This is a genomic window from Streptomyces sp. NPDC008139, from assembly GCF_042957025.1.
Taxonomy (GTDB): Bacteria; Actinomycetota; Actinomycetes; order Streptomycetales; family Streptomycetaceae; genus Actinacidiphila.
On the sequence record NZ_JBIBHM010000010.1, the window covers coordinates 337474 to 351643 of the forward strand.

Annotated in this window: 16 protein-coding genes; 5 read left to right on the top strand and 11 right to left on the bottom strand. The window is 72.8% G+C overall.

Annotation, left to right across the window (positions count from 1 at the left end; genetic code table 11):
• Window positions 1-75 precede the first annotated feature (75 nt).
• Window positions 76-675, bottom strand: a complete 600-nt coding sequence (locus tag ACFZBB_RS23365) for a TetR family transcriptional regulator (protein ID WP_391125537.1) — start codon at window positions 673-675, stop codon at window positions 76-78.
• 160 nt (window positions 676-835) lie between these two features.
• Between ACFZBB_RS23365 and ACFZBB_RS23370 the strand changes: the two genes are divergently transcribed.
• A complete protein-coding gene (locus ACFZBB_RS23370) occupies window positions 836-1543 on the top strand; it encodes an SDR family oxidoreductase (protein ID WP_391125540.1) in 708 nt (235 codons plus the stop codon).
• Window positions 1544-1564: 21 nt separating this feature from the next.
• Here ACFZBB_RS23370 and ACFZBB_RS23375 read toward each other — a convergent pair whose 3' ends face one another.
• Both ACFZBB_RS23375 and ACFZBB_RS23380 read right to left on the bottom strand, forming a co-directional pair.
• Complete coding sequence (locus ACFZBB_RS23375) at window positions 1565-1897, bottom strand: hypothetical protein (protein ID WP_391125542.1); 333 nt, start codon at window positions 1895-1897, stop codon at window positions 1565-1567.
• A gap of 249 nt (window positions 1898-2146) precedes the next feature.
• Window positions 2147-3583 (bottom strand): FAD-dependent oxidoreductase, encoded by a 1437-nt coding sequence (locus tag ACFZBB_RS23380; RefSeq protein WP_391125545.1) that lies wholly within the window; start codon window positions 3581-3583, stop codon window positions 2147-2149.
• A gap of 195 nt (window positions 3584-3778) precedes the next feature.
• Here ACFZBB_RS23380 and ACFZBB_RS23385 point away from each other — a divergent pair, with 195 nt between their 5' ends.
• From ACFZBB_RS23385 to lnt, 3 genes are all read left to right on the top strand, one after another.
• The gene (locus ACFZBB_RS23385; RefSeq protein ID WP_391125548.1) at window positions 3779-4375 is read left to right on the top strand and encodes a histidine phosphatase family protein; all 597 of its coding nucleotides are present in this window, start codon (window positions 3779-3781) and stop codon (window positions 4373-4375) included.
• A gap of 290 nt (window positions 4376-4665) precedes the next feature.
• Window positions 4666-5214, top strand: a complete 549-nt coding sequence (locus tag ACFZBB_RS23390; protein ID WP_391125551.1) for a DoxX family membrane protein — start codon at window positions 4666-4668, stop codon at window positions 5212-5214.
• 271 nt (window positions 5215-5485) lie between these two features.
• Window positions 5486-7012 (top strand): apolipoprotein N-acyltransferase, encoded by a 1527-nt coding sequence (gene lnt / locus ACFZBB_RS23395; protein WP_391125554.1) that lies wholly within the window; start codon window positions 5486-5488, stop codon window positions 7010-7012.
• On the opposite strand, the gene ACFZBB_RS23400 is transcribed toward lnt, so the two are convergent.
• Window positions 6984-7904, bottom strand: a complete 921-nt coding sequence (locus tag ACFZBB_RS23400) for a Gfo/Idh/MocA family oxidoreductase (protein ID WP_391125557.1) — start codon at window positions 7902-7904, stop codon at window positions 6984-6986. The genes lnt and ACFZBB_RS23400 overlap by 29 nt on opposite strands.
• A 206-nt stretch (window positions 7905-8110) precedes the next feature.
• Between ACFZBB_RS23400 and ACFZBB_RS23405 the strand changes: the two genes are divergently transcribed.
• Window positions 8111-8587 carry a hypothetical protein gene (locus ACFZBB_RS23405; protein WP_391125561.1) on the top strand — a complete coding sequence of 159 codons (477 nt, stop codon included), beginning with the start codon at window positions 8111-8113 and terminating at the stop codon, window positions 8585-8587.
• Between the two features lie 103 nt (window positions 8588-8690).
• On the opposite strand, the gene ACFZBB_RS23410 is transcribed toward ACFZBB_RS23405, so the two are convergent.
• The 7 genes from ACFZBB_RS23410 to ACFZBB_RS23440 all read right to left on the bottom strand — a co-directional run bounded on the left by ACFZBB_RS23410 (window position 8691) and on the right by ACFZBB_RS23440 (window position 14161).
• A complete protein-coding gene (locus ACFZBB_RS23410; RefSeq protein WP_391125664.1) occupies window positions 8691-9188 on the bottom strand; it encodes a hypothetical protein in 498 nt (165 codons plus the stop codon).
• A 66-nt stretch (window positions 9189-9254) separates the two neighbouring features.
• The gene (gene ung, locus ACFZBB_RS23415) at window positions 9255-9935 is read right to left on the bottom strand and encodes a uracil-DNA glycosylase (RefSeq protein WP_355335794.1); all 681 of its coding nucleotides are present in this window, start codon (window positions 9933-9935) and stop codon (window positions 9255-9257) included.
• 157 nt (window positions 9936-10092) lie between these two features.
• On the bottom strand, window positions 10093-11058 hold the full coding sequence (locus tag ACFZBB_RS23420; RefSeq protein ID WP_391125564.1) for an aldo/keto reductase: 966 nt from the start codon (window positions 11056-11058) through the stop codon (window positions 10093-10095).
• 158 nt (window positions 11059-11216) lie between these two features.
• The gene (locus ACFZBB_RS23425) at window positions 11217-11975 is read right to left on the bottom strand and encodes a glucose 1-dehydrogenase (protein WP_391125567.1); all 759 of its coding nucleotides are present in this window, start codon (window positions 11973-11975) and stop codon (window positions 11217-11219) included.
• A gap of 57 nt (window positions 11976-12032) precedes the next feature.
• The gene (fabG, locus tag ACFZBB_RS23430) at window positions 12033-12794 is read right to left on the bottom strand and encodes a 3-oxoacyl-ACP reductase FabG (protein WP_391125570.1); all 762 of its coding nucleotides are present in this window, start codon (window positions 12792-12794) and stop codon (window positions 12033-12035) included.
• A gap of 165 nt (window positions 12795-12959) precedes the next feature.
• Window positions 12960-13343, bottom strand: a complete 384-nt coding sequence (locus ACFZBB_RS23435) for a DUF3037 domain-containing protein (protein WP_391125573.1) — start codon at window positions 13341-13343, stop codon at window positions 12960-12962.
• Window positions 13340-14161: a HipA family kinase gene (locus tag ACFZBB_RS23440; protein ID WP_391125576.1), complete on the bottom strand. Its 822-nt coding sequence runs from the start codon at window positions 14159-14161 to the stop codon at window positions 13340-13342. Before ACFZBB_RS23440 ends, ACFZBB_RS23435 begins: the two co-directional genes overlap by 4 nt.
• Window positions 14162-14170 lie beyond the last annotated feature (9 nt).

Here is a 14170-nt window from a genome sequence, read left to right on the forward strand (position 1 = left end):
CCGCGGCGCCGTGCCCGTGTCGTCCATGGCCGCCCACGCCGTCAAACCCGCAGCGCCATCAAACCCACAGCACTGTCAGACCCGAGGAGCTGTCAGGCCCGCTGCGTCCAGGACGGCAACGGCCGTGCTCAGCGCCAGGCCGTCCAGGACCTCCGCCTTGATCCCGGCGCGGGCGCTGGCGCCGTCGAAGACCAGGGTGAGCTGGCGGGCCAGCAGCGCGGGGTCGGCGGCCCCGCCGCGCGCGGCCTCCGCGCGGAAGAAGTCGGTGAGCACCTGCTTGTTGCGGCGGGCCACGACGCTCGCCGGGTGCTCCGGGTCCTTCAGCTCGACCTGCGTGGCGAGGAAGGGGCAGCCGCGGTAGTCGGCCGAGGCGGCGGTCTCCTCCAGCCGCTCGAAGACGTACAGGACGCGGTCGCGCGGCGCCGCGGGCGCGCCGGGCGGCGGCAGCAGCCGGGCCTCGACGGGCGGCCCCTGCCGGTCGAGCGCGGCGGCCAGCACCTCGTCCTTGCTCGCGAAGAGCTGGTACATCGAACGCTTGGACACCCCGGCGGCCTTGCACAGCGCGTCGATGCCGGTGCCGACGCCTTCCCGGTAGAAGAGCCCGGCCGCGGCGTCGAGCAGGCGGTCGCGCGTGCCGGACTTCTCCGTAGCGCCGGACTTCTGTGTCGTGGTCATACCCCGAGGTTACCGCTCCGGCTTGGCATCGGAAACCGATCGGTATACGGTGGTGAAAACCGATCGGTTTCCATGGTCGGCCGCATCCGTGCGGACCGCACGGACGCCCGGGCCGCGCACGTACCGGCCACGGCCCGCTCTCCTCCCGAAAGGCACTCCCATGCAGATCAACGGCGCTGTCGCCCTCGTCACCGGAGGCAACCGCGGCCTCGGCGAGAAGTTCGTCCAGGCCCTGCTCGACGGGGGCGCGGCCAAGGTCTACGCCGCCGCCCGCAACCCGGCCTCGGTCTACGTGCCGGGCGCCGTACCGCTCGCGCTGGACATCACCGATCCCGAGTCGGTACGGGCGGCGGCCGAGGAGGCCGGTGACGTCACCCTGCTGATCAACAACGCGGGCGCGTCGAACGGGGTGGACCTGCTCACCAGCGAGATGGACGTCGTCCGGAACGAGTTCGAGACCCACGTCTTCGGCACGCTCGCCGTCAGCCGCGCCTTCGCGCCGATCCTGGCCCGCAACGGCGGCGGCGCGGTGCTCAACGTGCTGTCGGCCCTGTCCTGGTTCACCACGCCGGCCAGCGCCGTCTACTCGGCCGCCAAGTCCGCCGAGTGGTCCCTGACCAACGCCACCCGGCTGGCGCTGCACGGCCAGGGCACCCTCGTCACCGGTCTGCACGTCGGCTACATGGACACCGACATGGCCGCGGGCGTCGACGCCCCCAAGTCGGACCCCGCCAAGATCGCGCGCATCGCACTCGACGGCGTCGAGGCCGGGCAGTATGAGGTGCTGGCCGACGACACCAGCCGTCAGGTCAAGGCCGGGCTCGCCGCCGACCCTTCGGCTCTCTACGCCGAACTCGCCGCGCGCTGAACACTTCTGAGGATGCGTCAGTCAACAGTGCGGGACGTGCGGCTGCCACTGGGCGGCGGAACCGGTCGTCAGATACCAGTCGTTGACATAGCCGCTGTCGCCGTCGAAGTCGAGCATGAACCAGTAGTGGTCGCCGTGCCCGTCGGCGTCACCGTCACCGGTGGTCCAGCAGGCGAGTTCCATCTCCTCGCCGTTGTAGTAGCGCCGCCCGGTCTGGCCGGAGCCGTAGCTCGGCCCGTGGTGCGAGGCCAGATACGAGCCGGGGTTGACGGCCGTCACGGTGGCGCACCATATGGCGTGACCGTCGTGCGAGCAGGAGTAGCCCGCGGCGGACGCGGACGCGGGCGACGCCACGCCGAAGACGGCCGCGCCCGCCAGCGCGGCGGCCCCGGCGAATATCGCGGCGCGGACGGCGCGGACGGGAAACGGAGCGGTTCATGACGGTGCCTTCCCAGGAGCGGCGCCTGCGGCGCGCATGGTCGCGGGGCTCCCCGGCATCCGGGGACCCGGCCCCGAGGGGCCACACCACGCACCCTAGGAAGGCCCCCGTCCGCGCCGCTCCTGACAAACGTCAGGGCAGCTCCGCCGCGGCCATGACCGCGGTCAGCCCCGGTACTCCTCCAGCAGGCGCAGCCAGACCTCACTGATCGTCGGGTACGCCGGGACCGCGTGCCACAGCCGCTCGATGGGCACCTCGCCCGCGACTGCGACCGTCGCGGAGTGCAGGAGTTCGCCGACGCCGGGGCCGACGAAGGTGACGCCGAGCAGGATGCCTCGGTCGAGATCCACGACCATGCGGGCCTTGCCGCGGTAGCCGTCGGCGTAGAGGGAGGCGCCCGCGACCTGGCCGAGGTCGTAGTCCACGACCTTGGTCCGGCGTCCGGCGCGCTCCGCCTCGCTCGCCGTGAGGCCCACGGAGGCCGCCTCGGGGTCGGTGAAGACCACCTGCGGCACGGCGGCGTCGTCGGCGGTGGCGGCGTGCGGACCCCAGGGCGCGTCGTCGACCGGCTCGCCCTTGGCGCGGGCGGCGATCACGGCCCCGGCGATCCTGGCCTGGTATTTGCCCTGGTGGGTGAGGAGCGCGCGGTGGTTGACGTCGCCCGCCGCGTAGAGCCAGCCGTCCGGCACGCCGGTGACCCGGCAGGTGACGTCCACGCCCAGCCAGTCGCCGGGGCGCAGGCCCACCGTCTCCAGCCCGAGGTCGCCGGTGCGCGGCGAGCGGCCGGTGGCGAAGAGGATCTCGTCGGCGACGAGCCGCTGGCCGCCCTCCAGGCCGACCCGTACCTCGCCGTCCGCGCCGTCGCGCTCGACGACCGGCACGTTCGTACCGAAGCGCACGTCCACACCCGCCTCGCGCAGGCCCTCGGTGACCAGTTCGCCGACGAAGGGCTCCATGCGCTCCAGCAGGCGGTCGCCGCGCACGAGCATGGTCACCCGCGAGCCGAGCGCCTGCCAGGCGGTGGCCATCTCGACGGCCACCACACCGCCGCCGACCACGACCAGGCGGCCGGGGACCTCCTTGGCGCTGGTCGCCTCCCGGCTGGTCCACGGGTTGATGTCGGCGATGCCCGGCAGCTTGGGCAGCGCGGCGGAGGTGCCGGTGCAGACGGCGACGGCGTGCCGCGCGGTCAGCCGTACGGTCTCGCCCTCCGGTGTCAGCACCGCGACCTGCTTGGGACCGTCCAGGCGGCCCTGGCCGCGTACGAGATCGACGCCGACCGACTCCAGCCAGCCCACCTGGCCGTCGTCCTTCCAGTGCGAGGTGAACTCGTCGCGGCGGGCGAGGACGTCAGCGGCGTCCAGTGGTCCCGCGACCGCGCGGGCCAGCCCCGGCAGCCGGCCCGCGTCGGCGCGGGCGATCACCGGGCGCAGCAGTGCCTTGCTCGGCATGCACGCCCAGTAGGAGCACTCGCCGCCGACCAGTTCGCTCTCCACGACGACCGTGCTGAGCCCTGCGGCCTGCGTGCGGTCGGCGAGATTCTCACCGACCGGTCCGGCTCCGATGACGATCACGTCGTAGGTACGGGCAGCGTCGTTCATACCGGCTCCTGGGCTGCTGTCTGGATCACGCGGTGGTGTGCACACGTCTGTGCACACACATCTGTACTCACATGTCGGTGTTCACACATCCGGGTCACGCGTGGAGAGGGGTGGCCAGGCCGTCATCCTACTGACGGGACCGGGCGGACGTATGATCACTTCGGGGCGCCGAGGGGCGCCGCGGGAGGTGTACCGATGGGCGAACTGGTACTGATCCGTCACGGCGAGACCGAGTGGACGCTGACCGGCCAGCACACCAGCTACACCGATCTGCCCCTCACCCCAGACGGCGAGGAGCAGGCCAGGACGCTGGCTCCGATGCTGGCCAGCAGGCACATCTCCACCGTGATCACCAGCCCGATGCGGCGCGCGCGGGACACCGCGAAGCTGGCCGGGCTCGAGCGCACACGGGTCGACGCCCACCTGTGCGAGTGGGACTACGGCGGCTACGAGGGCGTCACCACCCGTGACATCCACCGCACCCGTCCCTCCTGGGATCTGTGGACCGACGGGGTCCCCGAGGGCCCCGAGGGCCATCCGGGGGAAACGGCGGAACAGGTCGGGGAGCGGGCCGACCGGGTGCTGGCCCTCGCCGACGCGGCGTTCACCAACAGCGACGGCGGCGATGTGGTGCTGGTCGCGCACGCCCACTTCCTGCGGGTGCTGACCGCCCGCAGGCTGGGGCTGCCCCCGGCCGACGGCGCCCTGTTCCAGCTCGCCACCGGCACCGTCAGCCGACTCGGCCTGGAACACGGCCGCCATGTGCTGACCGCGTGGAACCGGCTGCCCTGAGCGGGCGGTGACGTCTGCGACGGCGGTGGTCTCCGTACGAGCGGTGGCGTCCGAACGAGCGCCGGTGTCCGTACGAGCGGTGGCGTCCGCACGGGCGCCGGTGTCCGTACGAGCGGTGGCGTCCGAACGAGCGGTGGTCTCCGGACGAGCGGCGTAGCCCGTGTCAGCCGTGTAGCCCGGACGGACCGCCAGGAGCGGCGGCATCCGGTGGGGTCCGCGAAGACTGGGAGCAGCCCGGCGGTCCGGAGTCGGACCGGGACCGGGGCCCGGCACCAGGAGAGGACCCGGTCATGGCACTCGCGCACCGCAAGGACATCGGACTGCTGGCGTTGCGCGCGGGGACCGGCGGGGTGCTCTTCGCGCACGGGGCGCAGAAGCTCTTCGGCTGGTTCGGCGGCGGCGGGATCGACGGCACCTCGGCGGCCATGGAGCAGATGGGCTTCAAGCCGGAGCGGGCGAGCGCCGTCGCGGCCGGGCTCGGCGAGGCGGGCGGCGGCCTGCTGCTGGCCCTGGGGATCGCCACCCCGGCCGCGGGTGCGGCGGCGGCCGGCGCCATGACGGGGGCGGTCTCCGTCCACGCCCCCGCCGGTTTCTTCAACACGTCCGGCGGCTACGAGTACCCCGCCTTCCTCGGCTTCTGCGCCGCCGCTTTGGGTGTCACGGGACCCGGCCGCTACTCTCTGGACCATCTGACCGGCCATGTCCTGAACCGCCCGTGGGTGGTGGCCGCCGCCTTCACCGGCTCGGCAGCCGCCGCTTTCACGGTCGTACGCCGCCGCGCCGTCGGCAACGCTCCGGCGCCCGAGGATCTCGCCGTGCTGGAGGACCAGGACGGCTGAGCCGCCCACGGACCGGTGCGGGGCACGCCGTACCGACCGGGGCAGCGGCATGCGCGGCGGCCACCGGCGGGTGCGCGGGGACGCGCGGGCGGCGGCAGGGACACGGCGGCACGGGGATGGCGGCATGCGGACGACACGCCGTCGTCCGCATGCCGCCATCCGCGCAGGGTAGGCCGGAGCCAGGAACGCCGGAGCGGATCAGCGCGGATGTCGGCATGCGGACGGAACAGGGCGGAACAGAGCGACAGTGAACGGCGGCGAGGGAGCACGCATGACGGTGACGGCCCAGGAGCAGCGGTCACGGCTGTCCTCGCCGTGGGCGCGCGGGCTGGGCGCCACCGCTGCCGGGGCGCTCCCGGCGCTCGCCTTCCCCGCGCCGTCGCTGTGGTGGCTGGCGTACGTGGCACTGGTGCCGTGGATGCTGCTGGTGCGCTCCGCGGGCAGTGCGCGGCGGGCGGCGCTGGACGGCTGGCTGGGCGGCGCCGGCTTCATGCTGGCGGTGCACCACTGGCTCTTCGCGAGTCTGAACGTGTTCATCGTCGTGCTCGCCCTGCTGCTGGGCGCGCTGTGGGCGCCGTGGGGCTGGCTGGTGCGCAGGCTGCTCGGCGAGGGCACCGGGTCGCGGCGGGCCGCGGCGGCGATGGTGCTGGTGCCGTGCGGTTGGCTGATGGTGGAGCTGGTGCGCTCCTGGCAGTATCTCGGCGGCCCCTGGGGACTGCTGGGCGCCAGCCAGTGGCAGGTGCGGCCCGCGCTGCGGCTGGCCTCCGTCGGCGGGGTGTGGCTGGTCAGCCTCCTCGTGGTGCTCGTCAACACCGCGCTGACCGCGCTCGTCGCGGTGCCCGCCGTCCGCAGGCCCGCGGCGACCGCGCTGGCCACGGCCGCCGTGCTGACCGGCATGGTGTGGCTGTGGGCGCCGCACCCGCAGCAGTCCGGCGCCGTGCGGGTCGCGGTCGTCCAGCCGGGCGTCGTCGTGGGCCCCGAGGCCCGGATCGACCGGCAGGTAGCGCTCACCCGCGGCCTGGTGGGCAGCCACCCGGATCTCGTGGTCTGGGGCGAGAGCAGCGTCGGCTTCGACCTCACCTCTCGGCCCCAGCTGGCGGAGGAGCTGGCGGCCCTCTCCCAGCAGGTCGGCGCCGACATCCTGGTCAATGTGGACGCGGAGCGCGCGGACGGCACCGGCATCTCCAAGACGTCGGTGCTGATCGGCCCGGACGGCGTCACCGGACCCACGTACGACAAGATGCGGCTGGTGCCGTTCGGCGAGTACATCCCCTTCCGGTCGCTGCTCGGCTGGGCCACCTCGGTCGGCAAGGCCGCGGGCGAGGACCGGCAGCGCGGCGACCACCAGGTCGTGATGGACACCGGGACGGTACGGATCGGGCCGCTGATCTGCTTCGAGTCCGCCTTCGCCGACATGAGCCGCAATCTCGCGGACAAGGGTGCCCAGGTGCTGGTGGCGCAGTCGTCCACGTCGTCGTTCCAGGGGTCGTGGGCGCCCGCGCAGCACGCCTCGCTCGCGGCGCTGCGGGCCGCGGAGAGCTGGCGGCCGATGGTGCACGCGACCCTGACCGGGATCAGCGCCGTCTACGACGCGAACGGCCACCCGGTCGGGCAGCGGATCAGCGAGAGCAGCAGTACGGCGCGGGTCTACGCGGTGCCCCTGGCCACCGGCCGCAGCCCGTACGACCGGTTCGGCGACTGGGTGCCGCGTCTGGCGCTGCTGCTGGTCGTGCTGGCCGCCGCGTACGAGATCCGGCGCGTGGTGCTGGTCAGGCGGTCAGCTCCCGGACCTCGGTGACGACCCGCTCGCACAACTCGTGGGTGCGCAGCGCGTCCTGGGCGTCGAGGTGCTTGCCCGCGCGGACGGCGTCGAGAAAGGCGAGGGTGATCTGCTCGATGCCGCGCTGCCGGGCCACCGGCACCCAGTCGCCCCGGCGGCGTACCGTCGGCTGGCCCTTGTGGTCGATGACCTCGGCGAGATTCAGCACCTGGCGGCGGGTGTCGTCACCGCTGACGTCCAGGCTCTCCTCGGTGGACCCGCTCATCCGGTTCATGGAGCCGATCGCGGTGAAGCCGTCACCGGACAGGTGCAGCACGATGTGGTGGACGAGCCCGGCACGGACCTTGGCGGAGACGTGGACGTCCCGGACGGTGCCGGGGGCCAGGAAGCGCAAGGTGTCGACGACGTGGATGAAGTCGTCGAAGATCATCGCGCGGGCCTCTTCGGGGAGGCCGACGCGGTTCTTCTGCATGAGGATCAGGTCGCGCGGGTGGTCGAGGCACTGCGCGTAGGCGGGCGCGTAACGGCGGTTGAAGCCCGCCATGAGCGGGACGCCGCGCTCCTCGGCGAGGGCCACCAGTTGCCGTGCGCCGTCCAGATCGCGGGCGAGCGGCTTGTCGACGTAGACGGGGACGCCCGCTTCGATGAGCCGTCCGGCGATCTCGACGTGGAGGTCGGTGGGCGCGTGCACGAAGGCGGCGTCGAGGCCCTGGTCGAGCAGCGTGTCCAGTGAGGTGTGGCGGTGCGGCAGCCGGTAGGCGTCGCCGATCCGTTCGAGGGTCGCCGGGGTGCGGGTCTGGAGGTGCAGTTCGAGGTCCGGCTGCGAGGCGAGGACCGGCAGATACGCCTTCTGCGCGATGTCACCGAGCCCGATCACGCCGATCTTCCGTGGGGCGCTGCCGGATGCCATGCGCTGCTCCTGTCGTTCCTTCTCGCGGTGTCCCCGCAGCATACGGGGACAACTCAGGAACGCTTCCGGAGCCTTCGGGGAGCGGGCGTACGGCCCGGCCCCGAGGCGGATCGGCCCCGGACGGGTGAGCGCGCGGTACGCCTCGCCCGGCCGCTCACCCCTGCGGGGCATACCCGGCTCCGCCATGTTTCGGCACAGTTGTCGGAATGCGCCGCCTACCCGTGGTCGTGTTCCTGGTGGCGGCCTCCGCCGCGGCCGGGTGCACCACCGTCTCCGCTCCCCCGGCCCCCGTTCCCGCGTCCGGCAGCACCGCGCCGCGGGTGGCGGCGCCGGACGGCGGGCCGCCGGCGCCGCGGCCCGACCATGTGCTGCTGGAGACGGCCGAGCCGGATCCGGCCCCTTCCAGGACGCCCTCCCCCGAGCCGGAGCGCGGTGCCGGTGGGCCGGGCGGCCGACCGGGCGCGGGCCCGTACTCCGCGGGTCCAGGGCCGCGGCCTGGCCGTGAGCCGCGGCACCGGCCGGTGCCGCGCTCCCGCTCGGTGCCGCCGCCGACGTCCCTCCCGCGCGGACCGGCAGCGGCTCCGCCCGGCGCCGCCGACGTCTGCGCGCTGGGCGAGACCTACGGCGGCTGGGCGAAGGACGGGGACGCGGCCCGGATCTGCCGTCAGTCCTACGGCCGGTGAGCCGGGCCGGACGGGCGGCACGGCTCGCGACGGCTGACGGCCGAAGGGGGACGGCTGACCGCTGACCGCTGACCGCTGACCGCTCACGGCTCACGGCTCACGGCTACGGAAGCTGGTCGGAGCCCAGCAGCCGCAATTCCATCCGGGCCACGGCGGCCCGCACCCCGTCCCCGTACGCGTCGTCGGCGAGCGCGTCGCACGCCTTGCGGGCCAGGCCGAGGTGGCTGCGGGCCAGCCGGTCCTCGCCCACCTTCGCGTAGGAGGCGGCGAGGTTGAGGTGGAGCGAGGGGTAGAAGCCGCGGATCTGCGCGTCGCCGGTGGAGCGGCCGGGGCTGTCAGGGTCGCCGGGGTTGTCGGGGCCTCCGCGGGGCTCGGTGCCGCCGCGCGCCGTGACGGCGTCGGCGGCCCGCAACGCCCGCAGGTCCCAGGCCAGTTCGTCCTCGGGGTCGTCCTGCGTGTCGGCCATGTAGTGCGCCAGCGTGCAGCGGTGCAGGGGGTCGCCCCGCTCCCCGATCTCGTCCCACAGCGCGCCGAACCGGGTTCTGGCCTCCTCCCGGTCCCCGGCGTGCAGCAGCATCACGACCTGTCCGATCCTGGTCATGATCGCGTCCGGTCCACCCGGCTCGTCCCGTCGCTCCACCCGAGCCTCCTCGCCTCACCCACGAAGCTAACTCGCGGACGCCCCGAGATCGGGGATGCGCCAGTCGATCGGGGTGTGCCCCTGGTCGGCGACGGCCTTGTCGATCTGGGTGAAGGGGCGGCTGCCCATGAAGAGCTTCGCCGACAGCGGCGAGGGGTGCGCGCCCTGGACGACGGCGTGCCGCTCGGTGTCGATCAGCGGCAGCTTCTTCTTCGCGTAGTTCCCCCACAGGACGAAGACGGCCGGGTCGGGGCGGGCCGCCACAGCCTTGATGACCGCGTCGGTGAACTTCTCCCAGCCCTTGCCCTTGTGCGAGTTGGCCTCGCCCTCGCGGACCGTCAGCACCGCGTTGAGCAGCAGGACACCCTGATCGGCCCACGGCATCAGATAGCCGTTGTCCGGAATGGGGTGGCCCAGCTCCTCCTTCATCTCCTTGAAGATGTTCCGCAGCGAGGGCGGCGTCTTCACGCCGGGCCGCACCGAGAAGCACAGCCCGTGCCCCTGTCCCGCGCCGTGGTACGGGTCCTGACCGAGGATCAGCACCTTGACGCGGTCGAACGGCGTCGCCTCCAGCGCCGCGAAGACCTCGTCGCGCGGCGGGAAGATCCGGTGCTCCTCCCGCTCGGCCTCGACGAATTCGGTGAGCTGCTGGAAGTACGGCTTGTCCAACTCCTCACCGAGAACGGTCTCCCAGGAGTCGGGCAGCATGCTGGGCACGTCAGGAACCTCCGGCAATCGATCCGTTTGCTACTGCTCCAGAACGTACCGCCACCCACTGACATCCCCGCACCTCCCGGCCAACTCACCGGCCGGCTCGCCGATCAGCCCACCGATCGGCGGCGGCGGCCTCACCGGCCCGCCGCTCTCAGACGGCGTCCAGCCGGGCCCGCAGCTCCGGGTCCAGGTCCAACTCCACGGCGCCCAGGGCCTCTTCGAGCTGCGCGAGGCCACTCACCCCGACCACGGGAACCACCGGCAGCACGCCGCCCATCTGCCAGGCCAGGACGACCTGGTTGGGCGTCGCGCCCGCCTCGGCCGCGACCTCCCGCAGCACTTCGAGCCTGCGGTGCGACAGGGCGTGGTCGTACTGCGCGAGCAGTTCCTTGTCGGTGCGGGTGTAGGCGCCGCTCATCAACGGCCCGTACGCCATCAGCGTCATGTCGTCGTTCGAGGCGACCAGGTCCTGCATGTCGTCGCGGGCGTACCACTGCGCGCCCCACTCGCCGCCCGGCACGGGCCACAGGTAGGTGTAGCGCTGCTGCACGCACGTGTAGCCGGGCAGCCCGTGGTCGGCGGCGTACTGCCGGGCCGCGCCGACGCGCCAGGCGGCGTGGTTGCTGCACCCCAGGACGCGGGTGCTGCCGCCGCGCACGACGTCCGCGAAGGCCTGGACGGTCTCGGCCATCGGCACGTCGCGGTCCTCGACGTGCGCGTAGTACACGTCGACGTGGTCGGTGCCCAGCCGCCGCAGGCTGCCCTCGATCCCGGCCTCGATCGCCTTGGCCGACAGCCCTTCCCAGGCGTCGGGCCACACGGCGGTCGATCCGACGGGCGGCCGGGCGCCGACCTTGGTGGCGACGACGGTACGGTCCCGGGCGCCGCGGCTGTGCAGCCAGCGGCCGAGCAGGAGTTCACTCTCGTCGCCGGTGCCGCCGGGGGCCCAGACCGAGTAGTTGTTGGCGGTGTCGACGTACGTGCCGCCCGCCTCGGCGAAGCGGTCCAGGATCGCGAAGGACGTGGCTTCGTCCACGGTCGTGCCGAACGGCAGGATGCCCAGGCACAGGGCGCTGACCTCGGGCCCCGCGCCTCCTGCCAGTGTGCGGTAACGCATGTGCGGTCTCCGTGATCCGTAACGTGGGAAGTCCTCGGCGGGCGACCGTCGCGGTCACCCACACGAGGACTGTGCACGTTGGAGTACGGACGAAGGCAAGCCCTCGCGTCCGGGCCGCGTTCGTACGGCCGACTCGCGGACCCCTCGGACGGCCGCCGTTACGCGACCCCCGCCTGGAGGAAGAGCCCGCCGTCGAGGACGAGATTCTGCCCGGTGATCCAGCTCGCCTGGTCGGAGAGCAGGAAGGCGGCGGCGCCGCCGATGTCCTCGGGCAGACCGAGCCGCTTGAGCGGGTACGCGGCCGCGGCCTCCGCCTCCCGGCCCTCGTACAGCGCGGCGGCGAATTTCGTCTTCACCACGGCGGGCGCGACGGAGTTGACCCGGACGCCGGGCGCCATCTCCGCGGCGAGCTGCACGGTGAGGTTGATCATCGCGGCCTTGCTGATGCCGTAGGCGCCGATGAGCGGGGAGGGGGCGAGGCCCGCGACGGAGGCGACGTTGACGATCGCGCCGCCGTTCTCCTTCTGCCACGCCTTCCACGTCTGCTGGGCGAAGCCGAGCGCGGAGATGACATTGGTCTCGTACACCTTGCGGGCGACGCCGAGGTCGAGGTCGGCGAGCAGCCCGTAGACCGGGTTGGTGCCCGCGTTGTTGGCGAGGTAGTCGACGCGGCCGAACGCCTCCATGGTGCGTTCCACGGCGACGGCCTGGTGCGCCTCGTCGTGGGCCTTGCCCGCGACGCCGATGGCGCGGTCGGCGCCGAGCTTCTCGACGGCTTCCTTGAGCGCGTCCTCGTTGCGCCCGGTGATGCACACCCGGTCGCCGCGGGCGACGAGGGCTTCGGCGATGCCGTAGCCGATGCCCCGGCTGGCGCCGGTGACGAGGGCGACGCGCCCGCTGTCGGGGGGCTGGGTCATGATCTGGGGCCTCCGGCCTGTCGGTTGTGGGGTGTCACTCGGTCGGCGCGGCGCGCGTCAGTCGAGCGGGCCACCGGCCACGTACAGGACCTGGCCGGACACGAAGCCGGCCTGCTCGCCGGTGAAGAAGGCGATGGCGTTCGCGACGTCGTCGGGGACGCCGACCCGCTGGACCGGGATCTGGGTGGCGGCGGCGGCCTTGAAGTCGTCGAAGCCCATGCCGACGCGCGCGGCGGTGGCGGCGGTCATGTCGGTGGCGATGAAGCCGGGCGCGACGGCGTTGGCGGTGACGCCGAACTTGCCGAGTTCGAAGGCGAGGGTCTTGGTGAAGCCCTGGAGACCGGCCTTGGCGGCCGAGTAGTTGACCTGGCCGCGGTTGCCGAGCGCGGAGGACGAGGAGAGGTTGACGACGCGGCCGAACGCGGCGTCCACCATGTGCTTCTGGACGGCGCGGGTCATCAGGAAGGCGCCGCGCAGGTGCACGTTCATGACCGTGTCCCAGTCGGACGCGCTCATCTTGAACAGCAGATTATCGCGGAGCACGCCCGCGTTGTTCACCAGGATCGTCGGCGCGCCCAGCTCCTGGACCACCTTGGCGACGGCCGCCTCGACCTGCGCCTCGTCGGACACGTCGGCGCCGACCGCGATGGCCTTGCCGCCCGCCGCGGTGATCGTCTCGACGGTGTCCTTGCAGGCGCTCTCGTCGAGGTCGAGTACGGCGACGGCGCGGCCCTCGGCGGCCAGGCGCACCGCAGTGGCGGCGCCGATTCCGCGCGCGGCACCGGTGACGATCGCGACGCGCTGCTCGGTGGTGGACATCTGATCTCCTCAGCCCTGTGGTGCGGCGCCGTCCGTGCCCGGCCCGCGCCTGGCACATGAGCGACCGCTTAGTAGGTCCCGTTGCCGAAACCGTAGGAGCGCCGTGACCCTGTGTCAACGCCGCCACGGCCGATGTGGCTCAGGGCACGGCTTTGACGAGATGGCTCAGCGCACCAACAGCTCCAGCAGCCGGTCCGCCTCCCGGGCCGCGTCCGCGGTGAGACCGGTGTGGATCGGGCCCGGCTGCACGATGGTGCTGCGCGGTGCGGTGAGCCAGCGGAAACGGCGTCCGGGGTCGTCCCCCGCCGCCTGTCCCGCCCGCTCGCCGCCCTCGCAGATGTCCTCGTAGCCGCGCAGCGCCACCCGCACGCCGAGCACGTCCACCTCCGCGTCCAGGCAGCGAAGCCTGGCCTCGTCCAGGTGCACACGGGCCCCGACGAAGCCCTGCGCGCGGCAGTACACCAGCACACCCGCGTTGATCATCTCGCCGCGCTCGATCCGCGGCACCACGCGCACCAGCGCGTACTCGAAGACGTCCCGGCCGGTCACTGGGCGTTCTTCCCCTCGACCCAGGTCCGCAGCCATTCCGGCGGCGGCTGCTTCTCCTCCTGCCGGGGCGCGAGCGTGGTCCGCAGGTGTACGTCCTCGGCTCGGGCCAGCAGCAGCTCGCGGTAGGCGCGGCGTACGTCGTCGGGCGAGTCGAACCCCGGCTCGTCGGTCAGCCACTCGTCGGGGACCAGCGCGGTGACCTCGGTGAGCAGCGCGTCGGTGACGAGTGGCCCCAACTCGGCCGCCGCCGCGGCCGGATCGGGCGAGAAGCGGGACAGCGCGTGGTCGGCGGCGTCGTACGGCTTGTCGGAAGCGGCGCGCGCCGTACGCCAGTTGTGGTGCCAGATCAGTGAGGCGCCGTGGTCGATGAGCCACAAGTCCCGGTGCCAGACCAGCATGTTAGGATTCCGCCACGATCTGTCGACGTTGCCGATGAGCGCGTCGAACCAGACGATGCGGCTCGCCTCCGCGGTGTCCACGGGGAAGACCAGTGGATCGAAGCCGAGGGATCCGGGCAGGAAGTCCATTCCGAGATTGAGCCCGCTGCTCGCCTTCAGCAGATCCTGGATCTCCTGGTCGGGCTCGCCGGGCGCGATGGCCGGATCGAAGTGGAAGCGCACCAGCTCCGGCACCCGCAACTCCAGCCGCCTGGCCAGCTCGCCCGCGATCACCTCGGCGATCAGCGCCTTGCGGCCCTGGGCCGCGCCGGTGAACTTCACGACATACGTACCGAGATCGTCGGCCTCGACGACACCGGGCACCGAGCCGCCCTCGCGCAGCGGCGTCACATAGCGGATGCCCGTCACTTCTCTCAACATCGCTCCAGG